We start from the raw sequence: 17,432 nt of genomic DNA, 5'->3' as shown, positions 1-17,432 counted from the left end.
AATCCCTACCGCTTCGCCAGCGGATGATGGGCTTCGACGAGGGCCTGCAGGCGCTCGTCAAGCACATGGGTGTAGATCTGCGTTGTCGAAATATCCGCATGGCCCAGCAGCTGTTGCACGACGCGCAGATCCGCCCCGTTCTGCAGGAGGTGCGAAGCAAAGGCATGGCGCAGCACATGCGGCGAGACCTTCTGCACATCAAGGCCGATGGCGGCAGCCAGCGCCTTCAGATCACGGGCAAAGGCCTGGCGGGTGAAATGGCCGCTCTCGCCATAGGATGGAAAAAGCCAGGGGCTGGCAGTGAAGGCGCCCGCTGCTGTGCGCAGGGCCACATAGTCCTTCATCGCCCCCTGCGCCCTTGAGCTCAGTGGAACAAGCCGTTCCTTGCCGCCCTTGCCCTTGATCTCGATGAGCCGGGCATCGCGCAGCGCCGCCTTCACCGGCAGGGCCACCAGTTCGGACACGCGCAAGCCGGTGGCATAGAGCACTTCCAGAAGCGTGTAGAGCCGTGCCGCCCTGAGGCGCCGCCCGGCAAGGGTCTGCGCATCCTCATCATCCCCGGCCTGCACCCCATCAACAGAGCTGCGCGCTGCCTCGATCAGCCGGTCCACCTCGTCTTCGGAAAGAACCTTTGGCAGGGATTGGCGGCGCTTCGGCGCACCTTGCGTGCGTGTCGGATCATCCCCTCGCATGCCTTCGGCATAAAGAAACTTGAAATACTGGCGCAGGGCCGAAAGACGCCGTGCCTGAGAGGATGCTGCAAAGCCGCGCCCCGCCAGATCGCCCAGATAGGCGGAGATATCCTCCTGCATCGCCGACTGCGGCGCGGTGGACCCAAGAAATCCGGCGAAGTCTTCCAGATCACGCCGGTAACTTTCCAGCGTGTTGAGCGCAGCCCCCGCTCGGCGGCGATCATTTCCAGAAAAGCCTCGATGCTGGCATCCATGCTGGTGCATCCTCCTGCCGGCCGTCAGCGGGCAAATCCGTCTTTTTGCACCCGCACGGTGATCTCCCGCTCGCCCGGATGGACAAAATTCGCCAGCGAGTAGACGATGCCATAGCCAGCTGCCCCCAAAAGGGCCAGAACCAGGATCAGTCGGGTCAAGGTCGGCACGGCAAAAACCTCAGAGAACCGGCAAGGAGAATCGGCAGCGGCTCGCCTTTCTTTTTGCGGCAGGCAGGCTCCCCTAGCAAGCCGCTTGTTTTTTGCCGGAATATGTTAAAAGGCGCTTCATGAACCGTTCAGGGAGGGCCAAGGTGAACGCAGCCGCATCAGGCATACAGGCGAAGGACGCACGTGCGGCCCGGATCATCGCCGCCCTTGGAAACCGCTCCATCGTGCTTGTCGGCATCATGGGCTGCGGTAAATCCAGCGTCGGGCGCCGCCTGGCCCAGCGCCTGGGCCTTGATTTCGTCGATGCCGATACCGAAATCGAGACGGCAGCCAACATGACGATCTCCGAAATTTTCGCCCTCCATGGTGAGCCCGAATTCCGGCGCGGCGAGGAAAAGGTGATCGCCCGCTTGCTGCAGCAGGGCCCGCAGGTTCTGGCCACCGGTGGCGGCGCCTTCATGAGCGAGGCGACGCGCAATGCCATCAAGGCAAACGGTGTTTCAGTCTGGCTGAGAGCCGACCTTGCCACCGTGATGGTGAGGGTCCGCAAGCGCCCGACCCGGCCGCTTCTGCAAAATGCCGATCCGGAAGGCACCATGCGGCAACTGCTGGAAAAGCGCGAACCGGTCTATGCCCTGGCCGACGCCACGGTCTGGTCCCGTGAAGTGCCGCATGAAGTGGTGATGGAAGACGTGATATCGGCTGTTGAAAGCCATCTGGACCTGCGCACAGGCGGGACGAACAGCAAAGAGGGCCAAAATGGCTGACAGACTTGAGACCACGGCAGAGCCAGTGACTGTGCCGGTGGATCTGGGCGAGCGCTCCTACGGCATTGTCATCGGCCGCGATGTGCTGGCCAGCGCCGGTGCGCGCATTGCCGCTCTCATGCCGGGTGCAAGGCTCGCCGTTATCACCGACGAAAACGTCGCCCGCACCCATCTGTCAGCCCTCTCGGCAAGCCTGAAAGCAGCCGGGCTGGAGCACACGGTCATCACCGTGCCGCCGGGCGAACAGACCAAATGCTACGCCCAGTTCGAGCGTCTGTGCGACGAGGTTCTGGCCGCACGGCTGGAACGCGGCGACGCGGTTCTCGCATTTGGCGGCGGCGTTGTGGGTGATCTGGCTGGTTTCGTTTCGGCTTCCGTGCGCCGGGGCATGACGTTCATCCAGATGCCGACCACGCTGCTGTCCCAGGTGGATTCCTCCGTCGGCGGCAAAACGGGTATCAATTCGCGCCATGGCAAGAACCTGATCGGAGCTTTCCATCAGCCCGCCCTCGTTCTGGCGGATACAGCCATTCTCGACACCCTTTCAGACCGTGAGTTCCGCGCAGGCTACGCCGAGGTCGTGAAATACGGCCTTCTGGGCGATGCTGACTTCTTCGAGTGGCTCGACCTTAACTGGAAGGGCATCTTCGACGGCACCTCCGCCCGCGAGGAAGCGGTGGCGCGCTCCTGCGCCGCCAAGGCAGCCGTTGTCGGCGCCGATGAACGGGAAAGCGGCCAGCGGGCGCTTCTGAACCTTGGCCACACCTTCGGCCATGCACTGGAATCGGCGGTGGATTATGACGGCACCCGCCTCGTTCACGGCGAAGGCGTGTCCATCGGCATGATGCTGGCGCATGAGTTCTCCGCGCGCCTCGGCCTGCTGCCGCAGGCGGATGTGGAACGGGTGGAAGCCCATCTCGTCAAGGTGGGCCTGCCCATCCGCATGCAGCAGATCCCCGGCCAGCTTCCGCCGGCAGAAACCCTGCTCGACATTATCGCACAGGACAAGAAGGTCAGCCGAGGCGCCCTGACTTTCATCCTGACACGGGGCATAGGGCAGGCCTTCGTCGAAAAGGGTGTGGACCCGGCCGCCGTACTTGAGTTCCTGAAGGAGAAACTTCAGCGATGAACGAAACGACCCTCTGGTTCACCGGCGGCTCCATCTTGTTCCTGCTCGTTCTGTCGGGGTTTTTCTCCGGCTCCGAGACAGCCCTGACGGCAGCTTCCCGCGCACGCATGCACCAGATGGAAAAGGCCGGTGACAGCCGCGCCGGGATCGTCGGCAAGCTGATTGCGGCCCGCGAGCGCCTCATCGGGGCGCTGCTGCTGGGCAACAACATCGTCAACATTCTGGCGTCCTCGCTGGCCACCAGCCTGTTCCTCAACCTATTCGGAGAGGCGGGGGTCGCGCTGGCGACGCTGGTGATGACCGTGCTCGTCGTCGTTCTTTCGGAGGTGATGCCCAAGACCTGGGCCATTTCCAACCCGGACCGTTTCGCCCTGGCTGTTTCCCGGCCGGTGCGGATCATCGTGGCCATATTTGGCCCGGTCGTGATGGGCATCGAAGTCATCGTGCGGCTGTTGATGCGGGCCATCGGCATCCGGGTGGATGACAATGCCTCGATCCTGTCTCCGCACGAGGAACTGCGCGGCGCCGTAGACCTGCAGCATCTGGAAGGCGGGCTGGTCAAGGCCGACCGCGACCGGTTGGGCGGGCTGCTGGACCTTGCCGAGCTGGAAGTCTCCGACGTTATGGTCCATCGCACCAGCATGATGGCCCTCAATGTCGACGAGGATGTCTCGAAGATCGTCGATGCAGCACTTGCTGCGCCCTACACCCGCATGCCGCTGTGGCGCGGAGAGAGCGACAACTTCGTCGGCGTGCTGCATGCCAAGGATCTGCTGCGCGCCCTGAAAGCCGCCGACGGCGACTTCGGCAAGCTGGACGTGATGAAAATCGCCACCCCGCCCTGGTTCGTGCCGGACACCACAAGCCTGCAGGACCAGCTCAACGCTTTCCTGAAGCGGAAATCCCACTTCGCCTTTGTCATCGACGAGTATGGCGAGGTGATGGGTATCGTCACGCTGGAGGACATCATCGAGGAAATCGTCGGCGAGATTGCCGATGAGCACGATGTTGAGCTGAGCGGCGTGCGCCCGCAGGCGGATGGATCCGTGATTGTGGATGGCTCGGTGCCGATCCGGGACCTCAACCGCGCCAATGACTGGGCACTGCCCGATGACGAGGCGACAACCATCGCCGGACTTGTCATCCATGAGGCGCGGATGATCCCTGAAGAACGCCAGATCTTCACCTTCCACGGCTTCCGCTTCACCGTGCTGCGGCGGGAAAAGAACCGCATCACCCGCCTGAGGGTCATGCCGCTATCGGCCAAGGACCAGCGCCCGGCGCCGCAGAAGCGCGAGACACAGACAGCCTCCGGCGGCGCGGCGAACTGAGCGCAGGTCAGCCGGCCGGCTGGCTGACCTGACGGGCGCGCGGGTCCGGTTCATCCGGCGTGCGAGCCTCGATGGCCAGCGCATGCAGCCCTTCGGCAAAGAACTCCGCAGCTGCCTCATTGATGGCGCGGTGGCGGGCCACACGGCTCATTCCGGAGAAGGCCTCGGCCACAATGCGGACGCGGAAATGGGTCTCGCCGCCCTCACGCCAGCCGCCGTGTCCCTTGTGCCGGTCTGATTCGTCCAGAACGTCCAGCGCAGAAGGAGAAAAAATCGAAGTCAGCCTTTCGGCCATGCGGGTCTTGATACTCATGGCATCCCGTGTGAGTTATGGAGTTCTGGCCCTGTGGCTCCGGCGCCTCGCCTCAGCACACAAAGCCGTTCCGATACTCATTCTTCCCCTTTAGTGTCCGGGTCAACCTTGTTCCGGGCACAAGCCCTGTCCATAATCGCTGCATGAAACTGGATTCCAAAATCTTCGACCGCATACGCGTGAAGCCGGACAGGGACCGGCTCGAAGAGGATACCTATCCCACCTGCCAGTTTCCGGGGTGCGACCGCCCCGGAACTCACCGCGCGCCGCAAGGCCGCGACCGCGAAGGCATGTTCTTCAATTTCTGCGTTGACCATGTGCGCGAGTACAACAAGTCCTACAATTATTTCACCGGCATGAGCGACGACGCGGTGCGCGCCTATCAGAAGGATTCGCTCACCGGCCACCGTCCCACGTGGAAAATGGGCGTCAACCGGCAGGCTGCGGACGGGCCGGACGGGTTCGATCCGAGGGCCACGGGCCGCCAGCGCGCCCATGCGCGGCAAAATGCCGGACATACGTCGCGCGCAAGAAAGCTACTTGCCCTTGAAAAACGGTCCTTTGATGTGCTCAATCTTCCGGGAGAGGCACGCGGAGACGAAATCAAGGCGCGCTACAAGGAATTGGTAAAGTTGCATCATCCGGATGCCAATGGCGGTGACCGGTCTTCCGAGGACCGCCTGCGGGAAATCATTCAGGCCTACAACGTCCTGAAGAAAGCCGGTTTCTGTTAGCCCGCTGTTCTGCGGGCATCCCCCAACGACCCTGACCCCGGCCCGGCCGTGGCAGCGGAGGACCGATGACTGATACGAAGACCGTGGCTGAAAACACGCCTGACACCGAAATCTCCGTCGAGGAAGTCTTCGGCTTCCAGAGCACCTTGCGCGTGCCCGCCTACAAGACGGCCAACGAATATGTGCCGGAAGCCGACCCGGACTACCTGTTCGACCGCGTGACGACGCTTGCCATTCTGGCCGGTTTTGCGCGTAACCGCCGCGTGATGGTGACCGGCTATCACGGCACCGGCAAGTCCACCCACATCGAGCAGGTCGCCGCCCGCCTCAACTGGCCTTGCGTGCGCGTCAACCTCGACAGCCACATCAGCCGTATCGACCTGATCGGCAAGGACGCCATCGTGCTGCGCGATGGCAAGCAGGTGACCGAGTTCCGCGATGGCATCCTGCCCTGGGCTTATCAGAACAACGTCGCGCTCGTGTTCGACGAGTATGACGCTGGCCGCCCGGACGTGATGTTCGTGATCCAGCGCGTGCTGGAATCCTCCGGCCGCCTGACGCTGCTCGACCAGAACCGTGTCCTGCGCCCGCACCCCTATTTCCGCCTGTTCGCCACCGCCAACACCATCGGTCTTGGCGACACGTCCGGCCTCTACCACGGCACGCAGCAGCTCAATCAGGCGCAGATGGACCGCTGGTCCATCGTCACGACCCTGAACTATCTGCCGCATGACAACGAGGTGGAAATCGTTCTGGCCAAGGCCAAGCACTTCCAGGGCGCGGAAGGCCGCAACATCGTGTCGCGCATGGTGCGCCTTGCTGACATGACCCGCAGCGCCTTCGTCAACGGCGACCTGTCCACCGTGATGAGCCCGCGTACGGTCATCACCTGGGCCGAGAACTGTGAGATTTTCGGTGATGTTGGCTTCTCCTTCCGCCTGACCTTCCTCAACAAGTGCGACGAGACCGAGCGCACACTGGTGAGCGAGTTCTATCAGCGCTGCTTCGGTGAAGAGCTGCCGGAATCTTCCGTCAACATGGTCATGAGCTGAGCCAATGGCAGGTCCGGGCAGCAACAGCGGAGCCGGGGGCAAGGGGCAGTCGCCCACCGAGCCCTTCAAGCAGGCTCTCACAGGCACCATGCGTGCCATTGCAGGCAATGCGGAGCTGGAGGTCATCTTCTCCGGTGACCGCCCGGGCCTTGCCCCCAATGCGGCGCGCCTGCCTGAGCCGGCGCGCAAGCCCGGCCTGCGGGAGCTGACGATCACCCGCGGCCTGGGTGATTCCATGGCCCTGCGCATGGCCTGCCATGACGTGAAGGTGCATCAGCGCCATGCGCCGAAAGCTCCCGATGCGCGGCAGATCTACGATGCGGTGGAGCAGGCCCGTTGCGAGGCGGTGGGTGCTGCCCGCATGCCCGGCGTTGCCAGCAATCTTGCCGCCATGCTGGATGACAAATACGTCCGCCTGGGCTCTGCCGATGTCACCAGCCGCGAGGAAGCGCCGCTGGTGGATGCCCTGTCGCTGATGATCCGCGAGCGCCTGACCGGCGCCCCGCCGCCGGCAAGCGCGGCCAAGCTTGTCGACATGTGGCGCGGCTGGATCGAGCAGAAGGCTGGCAACGATCTCGACCGTCTCGTCACACGCCTTGAAGATCAGGCTGCCTTTGCCGGACAGATGCGCAACGTGCTGAAGGCGCTCGACATGGCCGATGAGGCCGGAAACGAGAACGACGAGCACGACGACCCGGAAGAAAGCGACGACCAGGGCAACAGCGACAACGCCGAGACCGGCGGCGATGCGGAGGAAGACACCGGCGGCGAAGAGAGCCTGCCGCAGGAAACGGAGATGACCGGCGAGGAGATGGAGGCCGGAGATACCGAAGCCTCCGAATCCGATTCCATGGAAATGGATCAGGAAGACCTCGACGCGGATGCGGAAGAGCCCGGCGAGAACCAGCGCCGCGAAGCGCCTCTCAGCAACCGTCCCGTCTCCGACTACCGTGTCTATACGCCCCGCTTCGACGAGGTGGTGACGGCGGAAGACCTGTGCGATGCGGCTGAACTCGACCGCCTGCGCGCCTTCCTCGACAAGCAGCTCGTCAACCTGCAGAGCGCCGTGGCCCGGCTTGCCAACCGCTTGCAGCGCAAGCTGATGGCACAGCAAAACCGGTCCTGGGATTTCGATCTAGAGGAAGGCATCCTCGACACCGCGCGCCTGACCCGCGCGGTGACCGACCCCATGCAGCCGCTGGCTTTCAAGCAGGAGCGCGACACCAATTTCCGCGACACGGTGGTGACGCTGCTTCTGGACAATTCCGGCTCCATGCGCGGCCGTCCGATCACCGTGGCTGCTGCCTGCGCCGATATTCTGGCCCGCACGCTGGAGCGCTGCGGCGTGAAGGTGGAAATCCTCGGTTTCACCACCAAGGCCTGGAAGGGCGGCCAGTCCCGCGAGGCCTGGCTTGCCGCCGGAAAGCCCGCGCAACCCGGCCGCCTCAACGATCTGCGCCACATCATCTACAAGGCCGCAGATGCTCCCTGGCGGCGGGCCCGGCGCAACCTTGGCCTGATGATGCGCGAAGGCCTGCTGAAGGAGAACATCGACGGTGAGGCTCTGGACTGGGCACACCGCCGCCTGCTGGCGCGGACGGAAAACCGCCGCATCCTGATGATGATCTCCGATGGCGCGCCGGTGGACGATTGCACCCTGTCGGTCAATCCGGGCAACTATCTGGAGCGGCACCTGCGTTTCGTCATTGATGAGATCGAAAACCGGTCGCCCGTGGAACTGATCGCCATCGGCATCGGCCATGACGTGACGCGCTATTACTCACGCGCGGTGACCATCGTCGATGCGGAGGAACTGGCGGGCGCCATGACCAACCAGCTCGCCGACCTGTTCCAGGACACCAATGTGGGCGCTGTGCCGCAGCGCGGACGGCGCAAGCGCGCATGAAGAAGAGCTGGCTGGCGGCCTCAGCCGCCATCCTGCTGGCGCTGACGCCTGCTTCAGGCATTGGCGTGGCTTGTGCTGCACCGCTGTTGCAGGACGGGGACAGCCTGTCCATCCGCACGCGGCCCATCACACAGTTCCAGCGCGGCAGCGATGTGAACCGTTTCGGAAAGCTCACCTTTCTGGGCGGACTGGACTTATCGCTGCCTGCCAAAAAATACGGCGGCATCTCTGCCCTGATCGCACTTGAGGGTGGCAGCTCTTATCTTGCGGCCACCGACGATGCGCGCTGGATCGCCTTTGAACTTCAGCAGGACGCGAATGGCCGTCCGCTGGCCATAACGTCAGCCCGGACGGCTCAGGCACTCGACCCCAAGGGCGCGATCCTGCAGAAGACGAAGGCCTGGGACACCGAGGGCATGACCCTAGGCATCAACGGCAAGCGCACCGAACTTTTCGTCAGCGTCGAACGGGTCAACCGCATCTACCGCTTTGCCTGGCCGCTCACCTCCGGCAAGGCAAAGGCCCTGTCACAGGTGGAGACACCGGCAGGCTTCCGCAATCTGCGCGGCAACAAGGGGCCAGAGGCGCTGGCAGGCTCGGCCCTTTCCAGCCCGCTGAAGGGCGGCCTTGTGGCCGTTGGCGAGCGCAATCCGGATGCAGCGCGGGGAACCCTGCCCGGCTTCATCATCGGCGGGCCGCTGGCCGGCAGTTTCGAGATCGAGCAATCGTCCGGTTTCGACGCAACCGACGCGGAATTTCTGCCAAATGGCGATCTTCTGCTGCTGGAGCGACGCTTCAACATGAAGGACTGGATCGGCATGCGCCTGCGCCGGTTCAAGGGCAGCGAAATCCGCCCCGGCACGAAGCTGAAGGGGAAATCCTGCTGGAGTCAGGGCCATCACACGATATCGACAATATGGAAGCGCTCGCCGTCCACAAGGATGCGGGCGGCCATACGGTGCTGACACTCATGTCAGACAACAACCGCTCACTGCTTCAGCGCACGCTGCTGCTGCGGTTCAGGCTGGAAAACTGAAAATCAGCGCACGAGCGGCGCAGTACCGGTCTCTGGAGCCGCGTCCGGCATAGGCCGGATGAAGGCGAAGAGCATGCGGTAAGGCGCCAGCAGGAAGAGCGCCACGGCCAGCTTCACCGTCAGATCACCCAGCGCCCAGGAAATCCAGCGCGGCAGTTCTGCGGCAAAGATGCCAAAGAGCGGCGCGTTTTCGACAGCGAAGTCATCGTGATAGCCGAGAAGCCCGGAAAACAGCGGCGAAAACGCGATCGAGAAGAAGATCAGCGTATCAACCAGAGAACCGATGACCGACGACACGATCGGCGCCTTCCACCAGACCGCACGGCGCAGGCGGTTGAACAGCGTCACATCGAGAAGCTGGGCCACCAGAAAGGCAGATCCCGAAGCTACGGCAAGGCGGGGGTGGCAAGGATTACCGAGAGGGCAACTGCCAGCACGAAACCGGCATAGACCACCCGGCGCGCAGCCGCAGGGCCGAAGCGCCGGTTGGTGAGATCGGTAACAAGGAAAGCAGCCGGATAGGTGAAGGCACCCCAGGTCAGCAGGTCGGCCAGCTGAAGGCCGCCCACCGTTCCCTCAACAGGGAACTGGACCAGGAAATTGGAGGCCACAACGACAATCGCCATCGCAAGCACTGCGATGGCGATATCACCATTGGAAATGGCGTTTGTCTTGCTCATCCGGCAAGAGCCAAATCAGGCCGCAGCAGCGGCAGTCTGACGGCGCTTGACTTCGGCCTTGATCAGGCGTGCCTTGTTGGACAGCTCGCAGTCGGCGGCCTTCAGAAGGAAGGCATCCAGGCCACCGCGGTGCTCGACCGAGCGCAGGGCATGGGCGCTGATGCGCAGCTTGAACGTCTCACCCAGCGTGTCGCTGATGAGGGAAACGTTGCACAGGTTCGGCAGGAACCGGCGACGGGTCTTGTTGTTGGCGTGGGAAACATTGTTCCCGGACATGACGTCCTTGCCGGAAAGCTCGCAACGGCGTGCCATTGGATCACCCTTTTTACTGGCCGGGGCCGCTGGGACCCGGTACGGTTACAGCCGGTATGGAGCGGACCGCGAGGTCCGGCAACATCAAAACCGGCTCATTTCGGAAAAATCTGGCTCCCTATACTGGCCTTGGCGGTCAGCGTCAAGGCTTCACCGCCTCAGGAAAGCGAAAGCTGCAAAATCCGATGCAGGATGCCGGAAATTAACCAAGCAGTTACCATACCGCCGAACAATTGGCATCATGATGCCGTGTGCTGCGCGCCAACCGCGCCGGGGCCGCATGAGAAAGTATTCGCCAGGCAGGCAGCGACGGGGCGGCAGCTCCTGCTGGCAGAGGTTGTCACCGGGCACCTGACAAGGTGCCGAGGAGGTTCGACGTGTCGAGATATGTAGTGAGCAGAAAGGCCGGAACCTTGCCCGCCACCCTTCGTGCGCTTGCCCTTGCCTGCGCCGCCGCCCTGCCCCTTTCGATGGCGTCCGCTGACGCCAATGCCAAGACCGCCCGCATTGGCGGGCTCTATGATATCACTGTCGCAGGCCTCGTCATCGGCAAAGGCAGTATGTCCATCATTTTGCAGGGAAATGCCTATTCCGCCAAGGTCGGGCTTGAGCCTGCCGGGATCGGCAGCCTGTTCTCGACCGGGCGCGGCGGGGCTGAGGCCACCGGCTGGCTGGTGGGCGGCAAGGTGGTGCCCTCCAAATATTCCATGGCCTCACAAGCGGCCAACCGCGATTTCTACGTGCTGATGAGCCAGGGCTCCGGCAACATCCGCGAGGCGGAAGCCGCCCCGCCCTTCAAGCCGGTGCCCGACCGCATCGAAATCACCAAGAAGCACCAGCAGAATGCCATGGACCCGCTGAGCGCCGCCGTGATGCCGGTCGCCGCGGGCAAGGAAGCGCTTGGACCTGCCGCCTGCAAGCGCAAGCTCCCTGTGTTTGATGGCTGGACCCGCTTCGACATCCAGATGGAATACAAGGAGATCAAACAGGTTTCCGGCCGCGGCTATGACGGGCCTGTCGTGGTCTGTGGTGCACGCTGGAAGGCAATCGCCGGACACCGTCCGGGCAAGGAGTCCGTCAAGTTGATGGAAGAGGCCCAGATGGAAGCCTGGCTGGCTCCGATGGGGCGCAATGACGTGCTCATTCCCTACAAGATCGTCATGCCAACCGCGAGCGGCCAGATGGTTGTCGAAGCCACGAAGCTGAATATTGACGGTGCCGGCCAGGATCAGGCCGCACGTTGAAAGGCCGCAAATCCGCGCTTTTCAGAATGAACCCCGGCGGTTTTGCCGGGGATTGCTTGCACCATCTTTAACCTCCTGATACAGCCGCGCTTGACTCATGGGGTCTTGCTCTCCAGTGTCGCGCCACAACATTAGACCCGGGACACACGGCGCGCAGAAGGTCCAGCCTCCTCCGGTCAGGACTGCAGCGGCCATCAGGTAAACGGTTCATGCACAGCTATCTGGAATTTGAAAAACCCGTCGCCGATATCATCGGCAAGGCCCAGGAACTGCGTGCGCTGGCAGCGACCGGCGAAGCAGTGAACGTGGACGAGGAAGTTGGCCGCCTCGAAGCCAAGGCCAGCCAGACCCTCAACGAGCTCTATTCCAAGCTGACCCCCTGGCAGAAGACGCTGGTCGCCCGCCACCCGGACCGCCCGCATGCGGCGCATTACATTCAGGGCCTCATCGAGGATTTCACACCGCTGGCCGGTGACCGCAAGTTCTCTGAAGATCAGGCGATCATCGCCGGTTTCGGCCGCTTCCGGGGCCAGTCTGTTGCCATTCTGGCGCAGGAGAAGGGCTCGGATACGGAAACCCGCCTCAAGCACAATTTCGGCATGGCACGCCCCGAAGGCTACCGCAAGTCGGTGCGCATCATGGATCTTGCCGATCAGTTCGGCATTCCGGTGCTCTCCTTCGTCGATACCGCCGGTGCCTATCCCGGCCTTGGCGCGGAAGAGCGCGGACAGGCGGAAGCCATCGCCCGCTCCACCGACCGCTGCCTCAGCCTTGGCGTACCAAACATCGCCACCGTCATCGGTGAAGGCGGCTCGGGCGGCGCCATCGCCATTGCCGCCACCAGCAAGGTGCTGATGCTGGAACACGCGATCTACAGCGTGATCTCGCCGGAAGGCGCTGCCTCGATCCTGTGGCGTGACAGCGCCAGGGCGCAGGAAGCGGCAACGAACATGAAGATCACCGCGCAGGATCTCCTGAAGCTCGGCATCATCGATGGCATCATCGAGGAACCGGCAGGCGGCGCACACCGCGCCCGCGAGACGGCCATCGACCGCGCCGGAAAGGCCATCGATGAGGCGCTGAAATCCTTCGAGGGCATGTCCGCCGATCAGGTGCGCAAGCTGCGCCGCGACAAGTTCCTCGCCATCGGCCGCAGCCTCTGAGAACTGCGCACAAGTCGCCTTCTGAGACCGGTGCAGGGATGCCTGCGCCGGTTTTGTTTTGCCAGGCCCTTCCCTGCCCCCGTTTTCTCAACAGTGATTCATGATCCAGCCCGATGCTGCCATCTTGCGGAAGCATTGGCGGCACCTTACCCTTGTGCTGGTGATGGCTTTGCCTGCCCTCAATTAAGTGGGAGGGCAGATACTCTTTCAGGTGTGACGGCAGATGGGCGTGATTGCCTTTCCGAAAATTCCGGGCCGCAAGGTGATCCGCCTCGCAGGCGCCCTTGCTGTGGCTACGCTTCTTGCAGGCTGCCAGTCGGGGGACGACTATGTTGCCTTCGGCCCCAAGCATCTGCGCGAGGTGCGCCCAGCCATCAAGGCGAAGTTCACCGAACTGAAGATGGACGCCAAGTCCCCGATCCTGATCCGAATCTTCAAGGAAGAAAGTACGCTTGAGGTCTGGAAGCAGAACCGGGAAGGCCGCTTTGCCCTGCTGCAGACCTACGAGATCTGCAAATGGTCCGGCGAGCTTGGCCCCAAGATCAAGGAAGGCGACAGGCAGGCTCCCGAGGGCTTCTACGAGATCACGCCGGGGCTGATGAACCCGAACTCCAGCTATCACCTTGCCTTCAACACCGGCTTTCCCAATGCCTATGACCGGTCTCACAACCGCACCGGCACGGACCTGATGGTCCATGGCGCCTGCTCATCGCGTGGCTGCTATGCCATGACCGATCCGCAGATCGAGGATATCTATTCACTCGCCCGCGACAGCTTCAAGGGTGGGCAGAGGTCGTTTCAGGTCCAGGCCTTCCCCTTCCGCATGACGGCGGAGAACATGGCCCGGCACAATGACAGCCCGCACATGGACTTCTGGCGCATGCTGAAGGTGGGCTATGACCACTTCGAGGTGACGAAGCAGGCCCCGAAGATCGATGTCTGCGAAAAGCAATATGTGTTCAACGCAAAGCCGCTGATAGCCAACGTCCCCTTCCGCGCTACGGCCAAATGCCCGGCCTATGAAGTGCCGCAGGCCATCCGTGTTGCCGTGGAAGCCAAGCAGAAGAAGGATGCCGAGGCCTTTGAAGTGGCCATGGCCAACATCCGCGAAGAGGCGGAGCGCGAACAGCGGGCGAAGGAACGCGCCGCCCTGATCGCCTCCATCGTCAATCCGAAGTTCGGCAGTGATGACAAGCCGGAAGACGCTCCGCAAGACGCACCGGCGGAGCCCGGGACGGCTGAAGCGCCCGCTGATGCGCCTGCGGCCGCAGGCTCCACCGGCGGCGTTTTTGCCAGCCTGTTTGCGTCAAAACCGGCCCAGGCACCAGCAACGGCGGCGCCAGACGATGCGCAGGGAACGCCGCAAACGGCCACCGGCACGAACCCTGCCGCAGCCCCCTCCGCAGCATCGCAAGCGGCAACGGATGTGACCGCAACCGCCTTTGCCCCGGAGGCTCAGGCTGGAGAGCAGAAGCCTGGCTTCTTCAAACGCTGGCTCAGCTTCGGCAGCTCGGAAGAGGAAGACACGACACCGCCTCAGGTGGACCTGACGTCCGTCGCGACGGCTCCGAAGGTGAAGCCGTAGTCCGGCTGCACCTTACGCCCAGATGGCTATGCGATGGCCTTGGCTGTCGCGCAAGAAGTCTTTCGGGAAGGGCTCCGCCCGACCTGCCAGAATGTGCAGGGCCATGATTGCATTGACGCAGGCATCGAGAAGATCATCCGCCCCTGCCCCACGCGGCGGCTTCTGTGACAGGAACGCCGGCGAAAGCCCGTGAGCGGCCAGACAGGCGCGGCGCTCGTCCATGCCGTCCGGATTGATGCGGCTCTTGATCTTTTTCGGCAGGCTCATGGGCGCGCCGCCGTTGAGACGCCAGAAGGCCACTTCGGGATGCACCTCGAACACCCGCTCTTGCCGCTCACCGGCCAGCGCCTTGTCCAGTTCCCGAATCTTCGGAAAGAGATGAAAGGCCTGTTTCGACACCTTGCGCGGTGGCTCGGACGTTTCCTGCGCGATGCGGCAGGCTTCCCGGTAGTCCTCGCAATAGACCGCAGCACGGGAAGGAACGGAGAAGACGGAGGATTGCCGCGTGCCCAGAAGCGGGCGCACATGTCTCTCCGGTCCGCGTCCTTCCGGACCAATCCGGTCCGGAAGGCCAATGGGCATATCAACAGCAAGAACATCAAGCCAGGGCAGATGTACCAGAAGATCCGCAAACCGGGGCGTCACCAGCACTTGAGGAGGCGCCTGCAGGGCCTCCTCGAGAACAACAGCAATCCAGCCCGCCGGGCAGCCATCAACTCCGGCAACCAGTCTGGCCTGAGAAGAGGAACGCAGCCCGCTCATCGCGCGCTGGCGCTCTCCATCACACGGCGGGTGCTGACAAGCGCCATGGGGCGGCACAGAGCCTGCTGTTCGGCAGCATAAAGCAGCTCGTTAGCCTCCTGCTTCACCGTCCGGGCGACCAGCTCAAACACGGAAGCTGCGGCACGCACCAGCGCCTCATCCTCATCCATGCCTTCCAGCAAACGGGCCATGAACAGGGCCGAGAAGAAATCCCCGGTGCCGTGCGGCGGGTTTTCGATGGCCGCATGTTCGGCCGCAACAGCACCGCGCTTGCCAACGAGCAGGTTGGAGATCGAATTGCGCCGCAGGGCCGGGGCCGAGGTGACAACAACACGCTCAGGCCCGAGGTGGCGCGCAGCGGACAGTGCCTGCAGCTCGGTGTCCGTGGGCCGCCCGGTCAGCCAGGCCAGTTCATGGCGGTTAGGCGTTGAAATATCGGCCAGCGGCACCAGTTCGTCACGGATAGCTGCTGCGGTTGCTTCTGGCACGTAAAGCCCTTCGAGATCGCCGATCACCGGATCACAGAGATAGGTCACTTCGGGGCGCACCTTGCGCAGCGCCTTGACGAGACGGGCAACGGCAGAGGCCTGTTCGGGCGAGCCGAGATAACCGGTGATGACCGCCCCTATTTCGGGCAGAAAAGGGGACGCCGCCAGATCCGCGGTAATGGCGTCAAAATCCGTCATTGGCGCAACAATGCGCTGACCGCGGCCGACCAGCGGTTGCCAGGGCAGAAGGATGGTCGGCAGATACCAGACCGGAAAGCCCAGCCGCTCCAGCGCAAAAACCGCGCCGCGCCCGCCGACACTGCCGCGCACCACCTGTGACGTGATCACCAGAATGGCCGGCTTTGCGCCGCCGTCCTTCACCGCATTCAGCATTCCGGCAACTCCTGTTTCAGCACTGCGGCCGGCAGGGCAAACTCAGTCCTGCGCAGCGGAGGGCAACTCAAGCGGCTTGCCCGAGCCGTATTTCTGTTCGATGTAGCCGAGCACCATGGCTTTGAAGTCATCGGCAATGGAGGGCCCACGCAGGGTCATGACCTTTTCACCGTCGATGAAGACAGGCGCCGAGGGCGATTCGCCCGTACCCGGAAGAGAAATGCCGATATCGGCAAATTTGGACTCGCCCGGCCCGTTGACGATACAGCCCATTACCGCGACGTTGAGATTCTCAACCCCCGGATACTGTTCGCGCCAGACCGGCATCGACACACGGATATGCTCCTGAATGTCGCTCGCCAGCTCCTGGAAGACGGTGGACGTGGTGCGCCCGCAACCAGGGCAAGCCGCCACCACCGGCACGAAGGCGCGGAAACCCATCACCTGGAGCAACTCCTGCGCCACTTGCACTTCTTTGCTCCGGTCACCGCCCGGCTCCGGCGTCAGCGACACGCGGATGGTGTCACCAATGCCCTGCTGCAACAGGATGCCCATGGAGGCCGCCGAGGCGACAATGCCCTTGGTACCCATGCCTGCTTCGGTGAGACCCAGATGCAGCGCATAGTCACAGCGCGCCGCCAGATCCGCATAGACGGCGATGAGGTCCTGCACATTGCTGACCTTGGCGGACAGGATGATCTTGTTGCGTGCCATGCCGAGGCCTTCGGCCCGCTCCGCAGACAGAAGCCCGGACTGGATGATCGCCTCACGCATGACGGCAGATGCGGCAATCGGCGCAGCGCTGGCTGCATTTTCGTCCATCAGCTTCGTCAGAAGCTCCTGATCGAGCGAACCCCAATTGACGCCGATGCGCACCGGCTTGTCATATTTCTGGGCAATATCGATGATCTGCGAGAACTGGGTGTCGCGCTTGGCCTTGAAGCCGACGTTGCCCGGATTGATGCGGTATTTGGCCAGCGCCTCGGCACAGGCCGGATGGTCCGCCAGCAGTTTGTGGCCGATGTAATGGAAATCGCCGATCAGCGGCACGGTGATGCCAATGCGGTCCAGCCGCTCGCGGATGCGCGGCACGGCAGCAGCAGACTCGTCCCTGTCCACCGTGATGCGCACCAGTTCGGATCCGGCCCGCGCCAGCGCGGCGACCTGCGCCACGGTGGCATCGGCGTCCGCCGTATCCGTGTTGGTCATGGATTGCACGACAACGGGCGCATCGCCGCCCACCATCACGGAACCCACCTGCACGGCAACCGACCGGCGCCGGGGCAGGCGCATCGGGACATACTCGCTCATCGGATCAGCCAACCTCGTATTCACCCTCCGCCCGCACAGCGGACGGGCGCTTTTCATGGCCTGATTAAATTGGCTCTCACATAAGGGCAATCAAGAACCGCACGCAAGGCGC

General features: G+C 63.1%; 16 protein-coding genes and 2 pseudogenes. 10 read left to right on the top strand and 8 right to left on the bottom strand.

Translation table 11 applies throughout. The features are described 5' to 3' along the window. Positions 1-5 precede the first annotated feature (5 nt). Positions 6-946 (bottom strand): annotated as a pseudogene (locus ACQB61_RS20610) (site-specific tyrosine recombinase XerD). Between the two features lie 24 nt (positions 947-970). Beyond that, positions 971-1,114: a hypothetical protein gene (locus ACQB61_RS20605; RefSeq protein ID WP_430514133.1), complete on the bottom strand. Its 144-nt coding sequence runs from the start codon at positions 1,112-1,114 to the stop codon at positions 971-973. Between the two features lie 119 nt (positions 1,115-1,233). Here ACQB61_RS20605 and ACQB61_RS20600 point away from each other — a divergent pair, with 119 nt between their 5' ends. From ACQB61_RS20600 to ACQB61_RS20590, 3 genes are read left to right on the top strand one after another with little or no spacing between them, the layout of a single operon-like run. Beyond that, positions 1,234-1,881, top strand: a complete 648-nt coding sequence (locus ACQB61_RS20600; protein WP_430514132.1) for a shikimate kinase — start codon at positions 1,234-1,236, stop codon at positions 1,879-1,881. Further along, the gene (gene aroB / locus ACQB61_RS20595) at positions 1,874-3,010 is read left to right on the top strand and encodes a 3-dehydroquinate synthase (RefSeq protein ID WP_430514131.1); all 1,137 of its coding nucleotides are present in this window, start codon (positions 1,874-1,876) and stop codon (positions 3,008-3,010) included. Before ACQB61_RS20600 ends, aroB begins: the two co-directional genes overlap by 8 nt. Beyond that, the gene (locus ACQB61_RS20590) at positions 3,007-4,341 is read left to right on the top strand and encodes an HlyC/CorC family transporter (RefSeq protein ID WP_430514130.1); all 1,335 of its coding nucleotides are present in this window, start codon (positions 3,007-3,009) and stop codon (positions 4,339-4,341) included. The genes aroB and ACQB61_RS20590 overlap by 4 nt, the downstream gene beginning before the upstream one ends. Positions 4,342-4,348: 7 nt before the next feature. Here ACQB61_RS20590 and ACQB61_RS20585 read toward each other — a convergent pair whose 3' ends face one another. Beyond that, complete coding sequence (locus ACQB61_RS20585) at positions 4,349-4,654, bottom strand: BolA family protein (RefSeq protein WP_430514129.1); 306 nt, start codon at positions 4,652-4,654, stop codon at positions 4,349-4,351. Between the two features lie 143 nt (positions 4,655-4,797). Between ACQB61_RS20585 and ACQB61_RS20580 the strand changes: the two genes are divergently transcribed. The 4 genes from ACQB61_RS20580 (at position 4,798) to ACQB61_RS20565 (ending at position 9,311) form a co-directional block, all read left to right on the top strand. Beyond that, positions 4,798-5,388 (top strand): J domain-containing protein, encoded by a 591-nt coding sequence (locus ACQB61_RS20580; RefSeq protein WP_430514128.1) that lies wholly within the window; start codon positions 4,798-4,800, stop codon positions 5,386-5,388. 65 nt (positions 5,389-5,453) lie between these two features. After that, entirely contained in the window at positions 5,454-6,440 is a 987-nt protein-coding gene (gene cobS, locus ACQB61_RS20575; RefSeq protein WP_430514127.1) for a cobaltochelatase subunit CobS, read from the top strand. A 4-nt stretch (positions 6,441-6,444) separates the two neighbouring features. Further along, positions 6,445-8,346 (top strand): cobaltochelatase subunit CobT, encoded by a 1,902-nt coding sequence (gene cobT, locus ACQB61_RS20570; protein WP_430514126.1) that lies wholly within the window; start codon positions 6,445-6,447, stop codon positions 8,344-8,346. Continuing rightward, positions 8,343-9,311 carry an esterase-like activity of phytase family protein gene (locus tag ACQB61_RS20565; RefSeq protein WP_430514125.1) on the top strand — a complete coding sequence of 323 codons (969 nt, stop codon included), beginning with the start codon at positions 8,343-8,345 and terminating at the stop codon, positions 9,309-9,311. Before cobT ends, ACQB61_RS20565 begins: the two co-directional genes overlap by 4 nt. Before the next feature lie 74 nt (positions 9,312-9,385). Here ACQB61_RS20565 and ACQB61_RS20560 read toward each other — a convergent pair. Both ACQB61_RS20560 and rpmB read right to left on the bottom strand, forming a co-directional pair. Next, positions 9,386-10,062: pseudogene (locus ACQB61_RS20560) on the bottom strand (VUT family protein). 15 nt (positions 10,063-10,077) lie between these two features. After that, complete coding sequence (gene rpmB, locus ACQB61_RS20555) at positions 10,078-10,374, bottom strand: 50S ribosomal protein L28 (protein WP_430514124.1); 297 nt, start codon at positions 10,372-10,374, stop codon at positions 10,078-10,080. Between the two features lie 377 nt (positions 10,375-10,751). Here rpmB and ACQB61_RS20550 point away from each other — a divergent pair, with 377 nt between their 5' ends. The 3 genes from ACQB61_RS20550 (at position 10,752) to ACQB61_RS20540 (ending at position 14,366) form a co-directional block, all read left to right on the top strand. Then, entirely contained in the window at positions 10,752-11,618 is an 867-nt protein-coding gene (locus tag ACQB61_RS20550) for a DUF3108 domain-containing protein (RefSeq protein WP_430514123.1), read from the top strand. A 209-nt stretch (positions 11,619-11,827) separates the two neighbouring features. After that, on the top strand, positions 11,828-12,781 hold the full coding sequence (locus ACQB61_RS20545) for an acetyl-CoA carboxylase carboxyltransferase subunit alpha (RefSeq protein WP_430514122.1): 954 nt from the start codon (positions 11,828-11,830) through the stop codon (positions 12,779-12,781). A 223-nt stretch (positions 12,782-13,004) separates the two neighbouring features. Beyond that, positions 13,005-14,366 carry a L,D-transpeptidase family protein gene (locus ACQB61_RS20540; protein WP_430514121.1) on the top strand — a complete coding sequence of 454 codons (1,362 nt, stop codon included), beginning with the start codon at positions 13,005-13,007 and terminating at the stop codon, positions 14,364-14,366. Between the two features lie 12 nt (positions 14,367-14,378). Here ACQB61_RS20540 and ACQB61_RS20535 read toward each other — a convergent pair whose 3' ends face one another. The 3 genes from ACQB61_RS20535 to ispG are packed head-to-tail and all read right to left on the bottom strand — an operon-like array spanning position 14,379 to position 17,320. Continuing rightward, complete coding sequence (locus tag ACQB61_RS20535) at positions 14,379-15,128, bottom strand: DUF429 domain-containing protein (RefSeq protein ID WP_430514120.1); 750 nt, start codon at positions 15,126-15,128, stop codon at positions 14,379-14,381. Continuing rightward, positions 15,125-16,009, bottom strand: coding sequence for a pyridoxal kinase (gene pdxY, locus ACQB61_RS20530; RefSeq protein ID WP_430514119.1), 885 nt, complete (start codon positions 16,007-16,009; stop codon positions 15,125-15,127). The genes ACQB61_RS20535 and pdxY overlap by 4 nt, the downstream gene beginning before the upstream one ends. Positions 16,010-16,051: 42 nt before the next feature. Beyond that, positions 16,052-17,320, bottom strand: coding sequence for a flavodoxin-dependent (E)-4-hydroxy-3-methylbut-2-enyl-diphosphate synthase (ispG, locus tag ACQB61_RS20525; protein ID WP_430514118.1), 1,269 nt, complete (start codon positions 17,318-17,320; stop codon positions 16,052-16,054). Positions 17,321-17,432 lie beyond the last annotated feature (112 nt).

This window comes from Pannonibacter phragmitetus (assembly GCF_050510895.1).
GTDB lineage: Bacteria > Pseudomonadota > Alphaproteobacteria > Rhizobiales > Stappiaceae > Pannonibacter > Pannonibacter phragmitetus_B.
The sequence above is the reverse complement of the archived record's forward strand: the minus strand, read 5'-3'. Positions and strand labels throughout refer to the sequence as shown.